We start from the raw sequence: 13380 nt of genomic DNA, 5'->3' as shown, positions 1-13380 counted from the left end.
GCCACGCGGGCGCGCGCCGAGTGGCCGCCGGCGTTGCGCGCGTGCTACAGGGCCGGGAACACCGGCGCGCTGCTGCAGGCCGGAATCGACCCGGCGAGCGTGGTCGCGTAGGTCGAGGCCGCGCTGCTGTCCTCGCTCAAGCGCAGGTCGGACTGGTCCACGCCGATGCGCGCATTGCTGGCATGCAGCGTGGCGACGTCGGCGGCCACGTGCGCCAGCACCAGCTCGAGCGGTGTCGCGGCGCTGTAGCCCTGCACCGTACTGCCCTTGCCGGCGGGCGTGTCCTGCGCGCGCAGTCCGTCGACCACGATCCCGGCGAAGGTCGGCACGCTGCCGCTGCGGCTGCCGCCGTGGTCGTGGCCGTACAGCGGCGTGATCACCAGGGGCTTGGCCACATCGAACAGGCAGGTGTTGCGGTAGAGCACGTCGCGCACCGGTCCGCCCTTGGCCAGGCCGGTCTTGATGCGCAGGCCGTTGTTGTCGGTGGCGACGATGCCGTCGGCGTCGTGGCCGACCAGGCGATTGCCGTCCACCAGCACGTTGCCGACGCCGTACATCACCTCGCTGCCGATGGAGATGCCGTGGGTGCCGTAGAAGCGCGAGTCGCGCACGGTGATGTCGGCCGAGCGCGCGGCGCTGGTCTTGATCGCGATGCCGTCGTCGCCGGCCATCACGTCGTTGTCGGCCAGGGTCGCATTGCGCACGCTGTCCAGATCGAGGCCGTCGGTGTTGGGGCTGTTGGCTGGCGCCCTGACCCGCACGCCCCACACGGTGACGCCGTCGCCGCCGTGCACGAAGACGTGGAAGTACGGCGCGTCGATCAGGTTGACGTGGTAGAGCTGCAGATCGGCGACGTCCTGCGCGCGGATCAGGTCGGGCGCGTTCTGGGTCTGGCCGGCGGCCTTGGCGCTGCGCGCGAACTGCCACCAGCTGTCGCTGCCGCCGAGCATCGGCAGGTCGCCGCGGCCGTCGATACTGCCCTGGTGGCCGGCGGCGTCGCGCACGCCCATCACCCCCAGGCTGCGCCCCTGCAGCGTGATCAGCGCGCGGCAGCCGCCGCTGCGCGCCGCGGCCTGGCCGCAGGCGTTGCGGCCGGGCACCTGGTAGTCGGCGGGCTGGCGCGAGGCGAACAAGGTCACGCCGCTGTCGATCGCCAGCGTGGTATTGCTGCGAATCGTCAACGGTCCGCTGAGGAAGGCGTTGCCGCTGCCGGCGCGCAGCAGTACCGCGCCGTGCGCACCCGCGGCGCAGCGATCGAGCGCGGCCTGGATGCGCGCAGTGTCCGGCGCGCTGCGCTCCTGCGCGTCGGCGAAGCGGCGCTGCTGCGCCTGCAGGGTGGCATCCAGCGCCATGCACACCGGCGGCAAGTGCGGTTCGACCACGTGACGGGAATCGCCAGTCGCGGCAGCGCCAACGAACGCAGCGGCGGCGAGTACGCCGCCGCACACCAGCGCGACGCGCACAGGCTTGCTCATTGCCGGAGCGCGGCGTGCGATGGCGGCAGCGTGGCGGCGGGCGACGCCGCGGCGGCCGCGGGACGCGGCTCCCGCAACTCGGCGACCGGCAGGCGCGCGTCCGCGGACAGTTGCTGCCAGCGGTCGTCGACGATCGTCGCCAGCCCGGCCGGGTGTTGATCGAAATGGTGACCGCCGTGCAACACCACCACCTCCGCTCCGCGCGCGCGCAATTGCGGGCAGAGCGTATCTTTTTCCTTGTCGCCGTACACGCACAGCAACTGCGCCGCGGGAATGCGCGCCAGTTCCGGCTGCACCGGCAGTGCGTCGTCGTCGTCGCCGAGATTCAGCCAGCCGCGCACGCGGATCTGGAAGTCGGCCTTGTGCTCCAGGCCCAGCAACGCCACCAGGCCGACCTGCTCGCGCTGCGCCGGTGGCAGCCGGTTGACCATGAACGGCAGGGTGGTGGCGCCGAAGGAATAGCCGACCAGCAGGATCTTCTGCGGACGCCAGCGCTGCTGGTAGTAGGCGATGACCCGGCTCAGGTCGGCGCTGGCCCGCGCCGGCGGCTTGGCCCGCCAGAAGTAGCGCAGGCTGTCCCAGCCGACCACGGCGATGCCGCGGCGCTGCAGCGCTTCGGCCATGCCCTTGTCGATGTCGCGCCAGCCGCCGTCGCCGGACAGCACGATGGCCAGCGGTGCGCCCGGGGTCGCCGAGGGCAGCTCGGTCAGCGGCAGATCGTCCAGCGCGCCGCCACGGCCGCGCGCATGCAGGTGCGCGGCGACCCGCGCGGCCAGCGCGGCATCCACGCCGCCGTCGGCCGGCGCGGCCACGGTGTCGACAAAGCCCTGCGCTGCGGTCGCGGCGGCGGTGCCGGCACAGACCTCGGTGGGTGCCGGCGCCACGCCGATGGCGCCCCCCAGGGTCGCCGAGGGCGCCGCGCCGACGATGCGCGCGGCCAGGGTCGCGGCGGTGCCGGTGCCGGCCAGCACCGGCAGGTAGTAGCTGTCGCCGTGCAACTGCCGCTGCAGCCGCCGGCTCAGCCGTTCGGCATCGTGCCAGGCCTTGTCGCAGCCGTGGCCGCCATGGCGCAAGTGCTTCAGATAGCGCTGGCCGTCGACCACCGCGACCAGCGCGCCGCTGGCGGCGATGCGCCGCGCGGCGTCCTGCCGCTGCGCCGGGCTGCCGCTGGCCAGCAGGATCACCAGGCCCTGCGGCGCCCCCGGCGGATGCACCAGGGTCGTGCGCCCGTAGCCACGGGCGTGCAGCGCCCCCGGCGGAAAGTAATAGCGCAGCAGTGCATAGCCGCTCAGGCCCAGCACCACGCTCGTCAACAGCAACACGCGCAGGAATTTCATCGACACGCATCCATCCCGGCCAACGCCGAGCCTCTGGACAACCACGGGAACGACGAGGCAGCGGCGGACGACGCAGACGGGTGGGCCGGAGCCCGGATCGGCGGATGCGCTGCGGAGGATGCCTCGGCGATGTGGGCTGGGATGGATGCGCGGGGTCGCACCTGCCTACCCGGAAGTTCCTGCACACGTGTGGGCCGGGGGGAGCGGCGCGCGTCACGTGGCATCGACGCGCATTGTGCGGATGCACGACATGCGCCGCAATAATGCCGTCACCTGCTTGCAAGGTTGCGGTTAAGCCAGCGCGCGTCGAACGCCGTGCGCTGGTTCAGTAGCCGTGCACCGGACGGTGCGCCTTCACTGCCATCACCAGGCCCAGCCCGGCCAGCAGCGACACCGCCGAGGTGCCGCCGTAGCTCATCAGCGGCATCGGCACGCCGACCACCGGCAGCAGCCCGGAGATCATGCCGCCATTGACCAGCACGTAGACGAAGAACGCCAGGCCGGTGGCGCCGGCCAGCAGCCGCGAGAAGGTGTCGCGCGCCTGCGAGGCGATCCACAGGCAGCGCCCGATCACGATCAGGTACAGGGTCATCACCGTGGCCACGCCGATCCAGCCGAACTCCTCGCTGAGCACGGAGAACGCGAAGTCGGTGGTCTGCTCGGGAATGAAGTTCAGGTGCGACTGCGAGCCCATGCCCCAGCCCTTGCCGTGCAGGCCGCCGGAACCGATCGCGATCTTGGACTGGATGATGTTCCAGCCGGCGCCGAGCGCGTCGTTCTCCGGGTTGAGGAACATCATGATGCGGTCCTTCTGGTAGGGCCGCAGCAGCCACAGCCAGGCCACCGGCGCGGCCGCGGCGACGCCGCCGACGGCGATGCCCACCCACCACCACGGCAGGCCGGCCAGTAGCAGCACGAAGCCACCGCTGGCGGCGATCAGCACGCCGGTGCCGAAGTCCGGCTGCAGCATGATCAAGGCGGTGGGAATGCCGATGATGACCGCGCTGACCAGCACCGTGGGAATGCGCGGCGGCAAAGGCATGCGGTGCAGGTACCAGGCCACCATCATCGGCATGCTGATCTTCAGCAGCTCGGCCGGCTGCAGGTAGAACACCTTCAGGTCCAGCCACTGCCGCCCGTACTTGCCGGTGCCCAGCACGAACACCGCCAGCAGCGGCAGCATCGACAGCGCATAGATCAGCGGGGTCCAGGCGCGCAGGCGCAGCGCCGACACCCGCGACAGGCTCCACATCGCCGCCGCGCCGATGGCGAAACGCGCGCCCTGCGCCATCACCAGGTGCATGCCGCCGGCGCTCTTGAGCACCGCCAGCCCCATCGCCATCAGCGCGCCCAGCGCCAGGCACAGCGGCCAGTCCAGGGTGCGGGTGAAGCGGCCGCCGATCTCGACCAGCCAGCGCAGGAAATCCTTCATCGCTCGTCCGGAATCTCGTCAGGGATCGCCGGCGCTGCGGACTGCAGCGGCACCACCGCCGCATCCACCTCGGCCTGACCGATCAGCACCGGGCGTTCGCCGGCGGCCAGGGCGACCGCGTCGGCGGCGGCGCGCGAGCCCGGATCCTCGGCGTAGTACAGGTGGCTGCCGAACGCGGTGGCGCCGCGCAGGCTGTCCAGCGGTTCGACGCCGGGCGGCAGCCGGCCGAGCAGCCAGGCATCGAAGATCTTGCGTGCGATCGGCGCGGCGGTACTGGCGCCGTAACCGCCGCCTTCCACCGCGATCGCCAGGGCGATGGTCGGCCGCTCCGCTGGCGCGAAGCCCTCGAACAGCGAGCGGTGACGCAGGTGCATCGGCAGGCTGCGCGGATCGACCGCGGCCAGCCCCTTGCGGCTGACCACCTGCGCGGTGCCGGTCTTGCCGGCCATCTGGTAGGGCGCACCGACGGTGATGGCATAGCCGCTGCCGCCCGGACGCATGGTGTCCATCATGCCTTCACGCACCGCCTGCAGATTGCTGGGGTTGTCGCTGATCGGCTTGCTCGTGCCCGACTGCACCGGCGCCCAGGGCTGGTCGAAGGCCTGGCGCGTGGCCATCACCAGGTGCGGCGTGCGCAGTTGCCCATCGGCGAGGCCGGCGACCCCGCGCACCAGTTGCAGCGGGGTCACCTTCCAGTCGCCCTGGCCGATGGCGATGTTGACCGTGTCGCCGGGGTACCAGGCTTCCTTGCGGCTCTTGGCCTTGTACGCCGGCGACGGCACGATGCCGCCGGTCTCGCCGACCAGGTCGATGCCGGTGGGCACGCCGAAGCCGTAGCGGGTCATGTACTGGTCGACCTTGGTGATGCCCATGTCGATGGCCAGCTTGTAGTAGTAGGTGTTCACCGACTGCGCGATCGACTTGCGCAGGTCGGTCCAGCCGTGGCCGCCGCGGTGCGAGTCGCCCCAGCCGCGGCTGACCCCGGGCAGGTAGAACATGCCGGTGGAGAGGATCTTGTCCTCCGGGCGGCGGGTGCCGCTGTCCAGGCCGGCCAGGCCCATGAACGGCTTGATGGTGGAGCCGGGCGCCACGCCGCCCAGCACCAGGCGGTTGAACTGCGGTCGCGACGGGTCGCTGTTGAGCGCCTGGAAATCGGCGTGGGAAATGCCGTTGACGAACAGGTTGGGGTCGTAGGACGGCAGGCTGACCATGGCCAGGATCTCGCCGGTGCGCGGATCGATGGCGATGGCCGAGCCCTGGTAGTCGCCGAACGCGGCGACCATGGCGCGCTGCAGGTCGGCATCGATGGACAGGCGCAGGTCGGCACCGGACTGCGCCGGCACCCGGCCGACGGTGCGGATCGCGCGGCCCTGCACGTTGGTCTCGACCTGCTCGTAGCCGACCTTGCCGCGCAGTTGCTCCTCGTAATAGCGCTCCAGCCCGGACTTGCCGATGTGGGTCAGCGCGGCATTGCCCTCGCCCAGCGTCTCCAGGTCCTTCTCGTCGATGCGGCCGACGTAGCCGATGATGTGCGCGAACAGGTCGCCGTAGGGGTAGTGCCGGGTCAGGTAGGGTTCCAGCTCCACGCCCGGGAAGCGCCAGCGATCCACCGCGAAGCGCGCCCGCTCCTCCTCGCTGACCCGCAGCTTCAGGGTGATCGGGCGGAAGCTGCGGCTGGCCTTGCGCGCGGCCTGGAAACGCTCGATGTCTTCCGGCGACAGCGCGATGACCTTGCCCAGCTCGGCCAGCAGCGCGTCCATGTCGGCGACCTTGTCCGGGGTCACGTCGAGCCGGAACGCGGGCACGTTCTCGGCCAGCAGGCGGCCGTTGCGGTCGTAGATCATGCCGCGCCCGGGCACCACCGGCCGTGGCTTGATGCGGTTGGCGTCCGAACGCGTGGCGTAGACGTCGTGGTCCAGCACCTGCAGCTTGAAGTACCAGGCGCCCAGGCCCAGCAGCGCCAGCAGCACGCACAGGAAGCCCAGCGCGGCGCGGCGCCGGAACTGCTCGGCCTCGGCGTGCGGATTCTTCTGCGCGCGGCGCGGATGCAGGGCCATGCTACTTGCTCCGCCGGCCCAGCCGCAGCGCGTCCAGCAGCACGAACAGCGGCGGCCACAGCGCCATGCCCAGCAGCGGCGCCCACCAGTAGTTCCACGGCAGCGTCGGCTCGCCGACGGCCAGGTGCACCGCCGCGGCGACGATGCGGTCGTTGACCAGCAGGCCGCCGATCGCCAGCGCCTGCTGCGACATCGGGAAGAAGCGGATGCGCGCGCGGAAGCGCTGCAGGATGAAGCTCAGGATCACCAGGCGCAGCGCCTGCTCGCCCAGCACCCCGCCGTACAGCAGATCGGCGAGCACCCCGACCGCGAAGGCGAAGCCCAGCCCGACCTTGTCCGGCGTCTCGATCACCCAGTACGCCACCACCAGCGCCAGCCAGTACGGCCGCAGCGGCTGCACCACCAGCGGCAACGGCATCAACCCCAGCAACAGCGCCACGATCACGCTGACCGGAAGCACCCAGCCTTTGCTGCGCAGGCGGCTCATTGGGTGGGCTCCTTTGGAGCCGGGATTGGGGATTGGGGATTGGGGATTGGCGAAGCGGTCGCGCGTTTGGGCGTGGCTGGGGTACCGCTGCCATTGGTGGTGTGCGTCATCGATTCGGTCTTGCGTGCTCCCGACGCAGCCGCTGGAGCGGTGGCCTGACTACCCGGGGCCGCGGAGTCGGCCGGCGGCTGGGCCGCCGCCGAGGAGGCGTCGGCGCTGTTGACCAGGCTTTTCACCAATCCCGAATCCCCAATCCCCACTCCCGTTGCCGCGGCCGAAGGCCGCAGCAACAACACATCCCGCCCCCGGTCCAGCTTCGCCGCCGGCTTCAGTTCGCCGACCAGGAAGGCGTGGGTGTCGTCCGGGCGCAGGGCGGAGATGGTGCCGACCGGGAAACCGGCCGGGAAGCGGCCGCCCAGGCCGGAGGTGACGATCTCGTCGCCCACCTCGACGCCGGCGCTGAGCGGGATGTCGCGCAGTTCCAGGCTGCCGCCGCGGCCGTAGACGATCAGGCGCACGCCGTTGCGCGCCACCGTCACCGGCACCGCGTGGTCGGGGTCGGTCAGCAGCAGCACGGTGGAGTGCAGCGGGGTCACCGCGATCACCTGGCCCATCAGGCCGCCGGCGTCGATCACCGCCTGGCCGACGTGCACGCCGTCGCGGCTGCCGGCATCGAGCACCAGCCGCTGCCGGGTCGGGTCCAGGTCGATGTCCAGGATCGGCGCCAGTTGCACGTCCAGGCCGCGGCGCTCGGCCACGCCCAGCAGTTCGCGCAGCTGCGCGTTGTCCAGCGCCGCGGTCTGCAGCCGGGTCAGGCGCGCCTTGGCGATCAGCAGTTCGTTGCGCAACGCGCGGTTTTCCTTGACCAGCTGCGCGTGGCTGGCCGCGTTCTCCTGCACCTGCGACCCCAGCCGCCCGGGCAGGCCGGCCAGCGCCCAGATCGGCTGCACCAGCACCGTGGCCTGGCTGCGCAGGCGGGCCAGCCAGTCGGCCTGCGCGTCGAGCACGATCAGCACCAGCGCCAACGCCAGGTAGGCCAGCAGGCGCGGCGTGCTGGCGGATTCGCCGGGGCGGGCGGTGACGGGAGGACCGGCGTAAGGAGGCACGGGCTAAAGCCGGGAATGGGGAATCGGGAGTGGGGAATCGGAAAGCAACGGCGCGCTCCCGGCGCGATCAGGCCGGGGCGCAGGCAGGCGGCTGGTGGAGACGGAGCCGGCAGGGCAGAGGCGGAGGGGCCATTCTATTCCCCATTCCCGACTGCCCATTCCCGGCCTCACCCTCACTCCGGCGCGAAGAACTCGTTGCCGTGCATGTCCACCAGTTCCAGCGCACGGCCGCCGCCGCGGGCCACGCAGGTCAGCGGATCGTCGGCGACCTGCACGTGCAGGCCGGTTTCCTCGGAGATCAGCCGGTCCAGGTCGCGCAGCAGCGCGCCGCCGCCGGTCAGCACGATGCCGCGCTCGGCGACGTCGGCGCACAGCTCCGGCGGGGTCTGCTCCAGCGCCAGCTTGACCGCCGAGACGATGCCCGACAGCGGCTCGTGCAGCGCTTCCAGCACTTCGTTGGAGTTGATCTTGATCATCTTCGGCACGCCCTCGGCGAGGTTGCGGCCGGAGATCTCCATCTCCTGCACCACCGCCTGCGGGTAGGCGCAGCCGATCTCCAGCTTGATCCGCTCGGCGGTGGCCTCGCCGATCAGCATGCCGTGGTTGCGGCGCACGTAGTTGGTGATCGACTCGTCGAAGCGGTCGCCGCCGATGCGCACCGACTGCGAATAGACGATGCCGTTCAGCGAAATGACCGCGACCTCGGTGGTGCCGCCGCCGATGTCGATGACCATCGAGCCGCGCGCCTCGGTGACCGGCATGCCGGCGCCGATCGCCGCGGCCATCGGCTCCTCGATCAGGTACACGTCGCGGGCGCCGGCCTCCTCGGCCGATTCCTTGATCGCGCGGCGCTCCACCTGGGTGGAGCCGGCCGGCACGCACACCAGCACGCGCGGGCTGGGGCGCAGGAAGCGCGACTTGTGCACTTTCTTGATGAAGTGCTTCAGCATCGCCTCGGTGTAGGTGAAGTCGGCGATGACGCCGTCCTTCATCGGGCGGATGGTGGTGATGTGGCCGGGGGTACGGCCGAGCATCTGCTTGGCCTCGGCGCCGACCGCGGCCACCGAGCGGGTGCCGCCGATCGCACGATCCTGGCGCACCGCGACCACCGACGGTTCGTTCAGCACGATGCCCTGGCCACGCACGTAGATGAGGGTGTTGGCCGTGCCCAGATCGATGGACAGGTCGTTGGAGAACATGCCGCGGAGTTTCTTGAACATCGGGGGATTGGGTCCTGGGGCGCGCGCCGTCGCCAGAATGGCGAAAAAATGGGCAGAAAACGAAGTCCGCTAGCCTAGCAACCCGCCTGGGTGCGGGCAAGGAAAATTCTCGCTAAAACCACGCGTTGCGTGGTATCGGCGGGATCGCGATGGATCGTGGTTCTGGCCCTGCCGGGCCGCAGCCGTTACCCTTTGCGCCGCGGCGACCCCGCCCCTCGCCCGCCTGAATGCGGGCTCATTCCTCCGCCAAGGCCTGCCCGATGTCTGCACTGATCTGTGGTTCTCTCGCTTACGACACCATCATGGTGTTCCCGGACCAGTTCAAGAACCACATCCTGCCGGACAAGGTGCACATCCTGAACGTGTCGTTCCTGGTGCCGCGGATGCGCCGCGAGTTCGGCGGCTGCGCCGGCAACATCGCCTACAACCTGCACCTGCTGGGCGGCGATCCGATCCCGATGGGCACCGTGGGCCAGGATTTCGGCCCGTACCGCGAACATTTCCAGGCGCTGGGCATCGACCTGTCGCGGGTCAAGGTGATCGAGGAGCTGTTCACCCCGCAGGCGTTCATCACCACCGACCACGACAACAACCAGATCACCGCGTTCCATCCGGGCGCGATGATGCGCAGCTACGAGAACCACGTGAAGGACGTGCCGGGCGTGACCCTGGGCCTGGTCGGCCCGGACGGGCGCGAGGGCATGATCCAGAACGCCGAGGAGTTCAGCGCCGGCGGCGTGCCGTTCATCTTCGACCCGGGCCAGGCGATGCCGCTGTTCAACGGCCCGGAGCTGCGCCAGTTCATCGAGCAGGCCGACTACGTGGTGGTCAACGACTACGAGTCCAACCTGCTGCAGGAGCGCACCGGCTGGGACGAGAAGGACATCGTCTCGCGCGTGCAGGCCTACATCACCACCCAGGGCCCCAAGGGCGCGCTGGTCCACACCCCGGAAAAGACCTTCGACATCCCGCCGGCGCACGAGCGCCGCGTGGTCGACCCCACCGGCTGCGGCGACGCCTTCCGCGCCGGCCTGATCTTCGGCATCCAGCGCGGCTGCGACTGGCTGACCATCGGCCGCATGGGCAACCTGATGGGTGCCCTGAAGGTCGAGCACCCGGGCACCCAGAACCAGCGCTTCGACTTCGACGAATTCAACGACCAGTTCAAGCAGCAGTTCGGTTACGCGTTGTAAGGCCGGGGCACTACCGGCGGAACGGCAGCGTCGACGCCTGGCCATCGCGCTTGCCGGCCGCTTACCCGGCGGGCCGCGGTTCCACGACCGATTGCGACGCGGCATCCAGGCTTGCGGCGCCGATCCGGCCGGGGCTAGACTCGGCCGCCCGCGTCGACGGAATGATCGGATGGACACCGCGCCTCGCTGGACCGCCAGGATCCTGGCCGCTGCACCGATCCCGCGTGGACTGCTGCTCTCCCTGTGCTGCGCAGCGACCCTGTGCGCCTGCGGCAACGCCGCCCAGGCACCCGCGAGCGCGACTCCCTCCGTGCCCCCGACCGCCCCTGCGCCTGCCGCGAACGGCCCAAGGGCGCCTGCTGCGACGCACGATGCGACGGCCGCGCAAGTGCCCGCCGGCCACTATGCCACCCAGCCCGGCTGGGGCCAGCTGACCGTGCAGCCCGATGCACGCTTCACCCTCGAAACGCAGAATGTCGATGCCGGTTGCAGCTTCAGCGGCACGCTGCACGGAACCCAGGCCGCGGTCGACGACGGCACCTGCACGCTGCAGTTCGCACCCAAGGCAGACGGCGTGGCGGTGTCCGCCACGGCCGGCGCCGAGAGCGCGTGCCGGGAGTACTGCGGCGGCAACGGCAGCTTCGCAGGCGACTATCTGAAACAGGCTGCGACCTGCACGCCTGAAGCCATGCAGCGAACGCGCAAGGCCTTCCAGGCATCCTACGATCGCAAGGACTATGCGGGTGCCGAAGCGGCGCTCGCGCCGCTCTATCGCGACTGCGTGGCGGCCCTCAGCTTCAGCGACGCCGGCGCCATCCGCAACGACTACGCGCTGACCCAGCATAAACTCGGCGACGATGCCGGATGCCGGCAGACACTGGCGCCCTACCAGGACGACGCCAAGCGCAGCGACGACGCCATCAGCGAGGGCATGACGCCCGCCCTCGTCGACGATTACCTCCGCGTGATCCGCGCCGCACGCACCAACCTCAAGCTCTGCGGAGAAGGCAGAGGCTAACGCGAGCGTCTACAGGGACGACACACCATCGGGGAACAGCGACATGTCCGATCCAAACACCGCCCCCACCGCGGCAACGCCGCAACTCACCGACGCGCAACTCAAGACCTTGGGCTACTTCGCCATCGGCGTGGCCTCGGAAGGCAGCCTGGGCCCCAAGAATGTGGCCTATCACCTGTCGTTCGCCGGATCGGTCGAGGGCAACACGCTCAAGCCGGTGGCCAACAGCGGCTTCAGCATCGGCACGCTGCAGACCGACCTGGGCGCACATCCGGACGTCGTCCCGACGCTGGTGGATGCCTACCAGACATGGGCCGCCCGCCAGACTCCGAGCCTGGCGCTGTCGGAAAACCAAAGAACACAGACGATCTCCGATCTGCAGCGCAATGGCGATGCCATCCGCGCGGACAACGGCCGCGCACCCGATGCAACCGTCCTCAAGAACCTCAATACCTTCCTGGCCTCCGATGCAGGCGTGCAATTCGTACACGATCGCGACCGCACACAGATCGACCATCTGATGCGCGAAGGCGACGGCAAGAAGGACCCTGGCGGCGCGCTGCACCAATTGCGCCAGACGGAGTTGTACAAGAACGCGAGCCTGGACGACCAGGCCAAGTACGCCACCGTGCTGATGAAGCTGGAGAACCAGGCCGGCAAGAGTCAGTATCCGAAGATCCTCAAGGGTATCAACGACGGCAGCCTCGGCAGCGTCGAGGACGTGGTGAACAAGGTCGACGCGCTGCTGCCGAACAAGACCAACAAGAAAGGCGAGGTGGTGCCCGACTACATTGAGAGCGGCGTCCACCACGCGCTCGCAGGTACCGAGGTGTTCAACAAGCTCCGTGCGGCGCAGCCTGGAAATCCTCTGCATGATGCTTTTGCGGCGGTCTCCGCCGACCCATTGCGCAGCCCGGTCGACCTGAAGGGCGATACCGCCCACGCGGATGCGCTGCATCAGTACAACGCGACCAAGACTCTGTTCCTGCAGAACGGCCAGTCGCCAAAACTGATCAGCGCCCTCGACCAGGACAGTGCGTTCGGCTACAACCTCAAAGGCCGGAACGGCAAGACGGTCGCGCAGTCGTCGAGCCTGTTCGGCGCGGACAACGATGTGGTCGTCTTCGATGGGAACGGTCACGGTACCGCCTTCGTCGGCGGCAAGTGGAGCGCGGTGCAGCGCGACGAGGTCAAGCGCGTCGGCAATGCCGATCAGAGCGTGGATCTTCAACTGCGCAAAGACGGCAAGAGCGAAACGCTGCTGCACGTACCGACCCCGGCGCAGTTGCGCGAACGCAGCGAGCAGCAGCAACCGCAAACGCCTGCGCCGGATCGCGCTCCGGCGTCGGCGCCCGGCCCGAACGACGCCAGCCACCCGAATCATGCGCTGCTCGAGCAGATCCGCGAGGGCGTCAGAAGGATCGACCAGGATCTGGGCAAACCGTACGATGCGGCCAGCGAACGCCTGAGCAGTGCTGCGCTGGCCGCTTGCCGGGACAATGGCGGCCCCGGCAACGCGCCGCTGGCGTCGAACGCACTGGAACGGGCCGATCGCGTGGCGCTCACCGAGAAGGGCCATCTGGTGGTGGTCGAAGGTGAACAGCGCGACCCAGCGCAAAAGCGCGCCAGCGTGGATGTGCAAGTGGCGCTCGCCACTCCGGTGGAACAGTCCGACCAGCGACTGCAGGCCGCGAACCAGGCGATCGACCGCGAACGGCAACTCACGCAACAGCAGGAATTGGCGCGCGAGCGGGACGCACCGAGCCGCAACGGTCCGGCACTGGCATAACCACCTTCGGCCAGGCGCATGCGGCAGCGCGCATCGCGCCGTCTGCGTAGCAGGCGGTATGACAGGCACTCGATTCGCCCCGTCCCCGTTCCCGCACCCGACGGTGGATGCGGATGCACTACGACATGGCGCTGCCGGAGCGCGACGCGTCCTGCACGGCCACTGACCGTCATGATGGAGCGAGGCTCCCGGCGCGACCGGTGGATCGACGGCGGGCAACGCCATCGCTTTGCTGCACTGCGGGTTGAGCCCAGGCCTGGTTTGTG

General features: G+C 69.8%; 10 protein-coding genes. 3 read left to right on the top strand and 7 right to left on the bottom strand.

Annotated features, from left to right (window positions below):
• Positions 1 to 44: 44 nt before the first annotated feature.
• From AC1PMG_RS04000 to AC1PMG_RS03970, 7 genes are all read right to left on the bottom strand, one after another.
• On the bottom strand, positions 45 to 1475 hold the full coding sequence (locus tag AC1PMG_RS04000; RefSeq protein WP_481110741.1) for a glycoside hydrolase family 28 protein: 1431 nt from the start codon (positions 1473 to 1475) through the stop codon (positions 45 to 47).
• Positions 1472 to 2812 (bottom strand): virulence factor family protein, encoded by a 1341-nt coding sequence (locus AC1PMG_RS03995; protein WP_481110740.1) that lies wholly within the window; start codon positions 2810 to 2812, stop codon positions 1472 to 1474. The genes AC1PMG_RS04000 and AC1PMG_RS03995 overlap by 4 nt, the downstream gene beginning before the upstream one ends.
• A gap of 325 nt (positions 2813 to 3137) precedes the next feature.
• The gene (rodA, locus tag AC1PMG_RS03990) at positions 3138 to 4244 is read right to left on the bottom strand and encodes a rod shape-determining protein RodA (protein ID WP_017911558.1); all 1107 of its coding nucleotides are present in this window, start codon (positions 4242 to 4244) and stop codon (positions 3138 to 3140) included.
• Positions 4241 to 6301 (bottom strand): penicillin-binding protein 2, encoded by a 2061-nt coding sequence (gene mrdA, locus AC1PMG_RS03985; protein WP_481110739.1) that lies wholly within the window; start codon positions 6299 to 6301, stop codon positions 4241 to 4243. The genes rodA and mrdA overlap by 4 nt, the downstream gene beginning before the upstream one ends.
• 1 nt (position 6302) lies before the next feature.
• The gene (gene mreD, locus AC1PMG_RS03980) at positions 6303 to 6788 is read right to left on the bottom strand and encodes a rod shape-determining protein MreD (protein WP_010343694.1); all 486 of its coding nucleotides are present in this window, start codon (positions 6786 to 6788) and stop codon (positions 6303 to 6305) included.
• A complete protein-coding gene (gene mreC / locus AC1PMG_RS03975) occupies positions 6785 to 7894 on the bottom strand; it encodes a rod shape-determining protein MreC (RefSeq protein ID WP_481110738.1) in 1110 nt (369 codons plus the stop codon). Before mreC ends, mreD begins: the two co-directional genes overlap by 4 nt.
• A 173-nt stretch (positions 7895 to 8067) precedes the next feature.
• A complete protein-coding gene (locus AC1PMG_RS03970; RefSeq protein ID WP_010343692.1) occupies positions 8068 to 9114 on the bottom strand; it encodes a rod shape-determining protein in 1047 nt (348 codons plus the stop codon).
• Positions 9115 to 9374: 260 nt separating this feature from the next.
• Between AC1PMG_RS03970 and AC1PMG_RS03965 the strand changes: the two genes are divergently transcribed.
• The 3 genes from AC1PMG_RS03965 to AC1PMG_RS03955 all read left to right on the top strand — a co-directional run bounded on the left by AC1PMG_RS03965 (position 9375) and on the right by AC1PMG_RS03955 (position 13114).
• On the top strand, positions 9375 to 10307 hold the full coding sequence (locus tag AC1PMG_RS03965) for a carbohydrate kinase family protein (RefSeq protein WP_048491039.1): 933 nt from the start codon (positions 9375 to 9377) through the stop codon (positions 10305 to 10307).
• A gap of 505 nt (positions 10308 to 10812) precedes the next feature.
• Positions 10813 to 11325 carry a hypothetical protein gene (locus tag AC1PMG_RS03960; protein ID WP_152180764.1) on the top strand — a complete coding sequence of 171 codons (513 nt, stop codon included), beginning with the start codon at positions 10813 to 10815 and terminating at the stop codon, positions 11323 to 11325.
• Positions 11326 to 11368: 43 nt separating this feature from the next.
• The gene (locus tag AC1PMG_RS03955) at positions 11369 to 13114 is read left to right on the top strand and encodes an XVIPCD domain-containing protein (protein ID WP_481110737.1); all 1746 of its coding nucleotides are present in this window, start codon (positions 11369 to 11371) and stop codon (positions 13112 to 13114) included.
• The last annotated feature ends 266 nt before the right edge of the window (positions 13115 to 13380 follow it).

This window comes from Xanthomonas sp. NCPPB 2250 (genome assembly GCF_056725265.1).
Note: the sequence above shows the minus strand (reverse complement) of the source record. Positions and strands in the feature narration are given on the sequence as shown.